2 protein-coding genes are annotated in these 2,334 nt (G+C 69.9%); both read left to right on the plus strand.

Annotation, left to right across the window (positions count from 1 at the left end; genetic code table 11):
• The coding region (locus ACRYM0_RS20760; RefSeq protein WP_432507746.1) for a DUF4124 domain-containing protein at nt 1-923 on the plus strand (923 nt) is incomplete at its 5' end.
• Nucleotides 924-1,237: 314 nt separating this feature from the next.
• Nucleotides 1,238-2,326, plus strand: a complete 1,089-nt coding sequence (locus ACRYM0_RS20765; protein WP_432507747.1) for a DUF4124 domain-containing protein — start codon at nt 1,238-1,240, stop codon at nt 2,324-2,326.
• Nucleotides 2,327-2,334 lie beyond the last annotated feature (8 nt).

Here is a 2,334-nt window from a genome sequence, read left to right on the forward strand (position 1 = left end):
TCTTCGGTGCGCGCAGCGTGTGGAAGCAAGACATCAGCACCGCTCCCGTCGCTGCCGACTCAGCTCCCATGGTGTCGCGTCTCGCGCAGGAGGTCGCCAGCTCCTACAACGGTGTCGCGGCGTTCAACGTGAACCAGTACAACACCAGCATCTACACGGTGCCGGCCTCCCAGCCCCGGGTGGACGTGCAGTGGAGCAACTGCCAGAACCGCTCCTACACACCCAAGGGACTGCTCGGACCCGGCGGGCAGTTCACCCAGGTCCCCGTGCCCGCCGACGCGGTACCGGCCACCGGCCGAGACGCGCAACTGACCGTCTACTCGCCCGAGACCGACCAGTTGTGGGAGTTCTGGCGGATGAAGAAGGTCGACGGGGTCTGGAGCGCGTGCTGGGGCGGGCGCATCAACAACGTCTCCACCAGCTACGGCTACTTCCTGCACGGCTTCGGCGCTGCCGCCACCGGGCTGGCGCTGTCCGGTGGTGCGATCGGCATCAAGGAGGCCCAGGCCGGGCAGATCAACCACGCCGTCGCACTGGCCATCCCTGACCCGGCGCACTGGAAGACGTTCAGCTGGCCGGCCCAGCGCAGCGACGGCACCAACACCTCTCCCGACGCCATCCCCGAGGGCACCCGCCTGCGCCTGGACCCCAGCGTGGACGTGGACGCGTTGAAGCTGACCCCGCTGGCGACGATGATCGCCAAGGCCGCGCAGAAGTACGGCTTCATCGTCGTGGACCGTGCCGGGGCGGTGGCGGTGTCCACGGAGTCCTCCGCCGCGGTCAAGGCCACCACCGGTGTGGACCCCTGGCCGGCGCTGATGCAGGGCAAGCCCAGCTACACGATCATGCAGAACTTCCCCTGGGACAAGCTGCAGGCCCTGCCCAAGGACTACGGCAAGCCGGAGGGCGAGGCGCGGTCGTAGGGCGCCCGCCGCACCCGGGAGCGCCGACGCGGGCGTCGGGCCGGGGCCTCGAGCCCCGACGGGTGACTCCGGGAGGTGGTCCGGCACGCACGGTGAGAGCGGCGCCGGGCTGGGGCGCAGTGAGCGCTCGCCCGTCCGGGGGACGCCCAACGCGGTTCCCACCGCCCGGTCATCACGTGAGGTGACCGCGCGGCGAGCCGGGTACGACCGTCCAGGTGATTCGCTCGGGGGATCACCTGCCGCACGTACAGCACTGACGTCACCAGAGCCGATGCACGAGGTGTCACTCGAACACCTCACCAGGAGCTCACACCATGTCCGCGCTCGGTACTGCACGCACGACGCTCGTCGCCACTGTGGTGATGGGCCTGCTCACCGCGCTGAGCACCACCGTGCCGGCTCAGGCCGCCGGTGACCCCCGGGTCGAGCGAGCTCGACGGCACGTCGCCGCCCGGGTGGTGGACACGCCCTCCCCCGGCGGGGCCGTCGCCGCCTTCGGCGCGCGCAGCGTGTGGAAGCAGGACATCAGCACCGCCTCCCTGGCCCCGGACTCCGCAGCCATGGTGCGCAACCTGACCAGCCAGGTGACGGACCGCTACAACGGCGTGTCCGCGTTCAACGTGAACCAGTACAACACCAGCATCTACACGGTGCCGGCCTCCCAGCCCCGGGTGGACGTGCAGTGGAGCAACTGCCAGAACCGCTCCTACACACCCAAGGGACTGCTCGGACCCGGCGGGCAGTTCACCCAGGTCCCCGTGCCCGCCGACGCGGTACCGGCCACCGGCCGAGACGCGCAACTGACCGTCTACTCGCCCGAGACCGACCAGTTGTGGGAGTTCTGGCGGATGAAGAAGGTCGACGGGGTCTGGAGCGCGTGCTGGGGCGGGCGCATCAACAACGTCTCCACCAGCTACGGCTACTTCCTGCACGGCTTCGGCGCTGCCGCCACCGGGCTGGCGCTGTCCGGTGGTGCGATCGGCATCAAGGAGGCCCAGGCCGGGCAGATCAACCACGCCGTCGCACTGGCCATCCCTGACCCGGCGCACTGGAAGACGTTCAGCTGGCCGGCCCAGCGCAGCGACGGCACCAACACCTCTCCCGACGCCATCCCCGAGGGCACCCGCCTGCGCCTGGACCCCAGCGTGGACGTGGACGCGTTGAAGCTGACCCCGCTGGCGACGATGATCGCCAAGGCCGCGCAGAAGTACGGCTTCATCGTCGTGGACCGTGCCGGGGCGGTGGCGGTGTCCACGGAGTCCTCCGCCGCGGTCAAGGCCACCACCGGTGTGGACCCCTGGCCGGCGCTGATGCAGGGCAAGCCCAGCTACACGATCATGCAGAACTTCCCCTGGGACAAGCTGCAGGCCCTGCCCAAGGACTACGGCAAGCCCACCAGCTGAACCCGCTG

Origin of the sequence: Kineococcus arenarius subsp. arenarius (assembly GCF_050871845.1) — a bacterium.
GTDB lineage: Bacteria > Actinomycetota > Actinomycetes > Actinomycetales > Kineococcaceae > Kineococcus.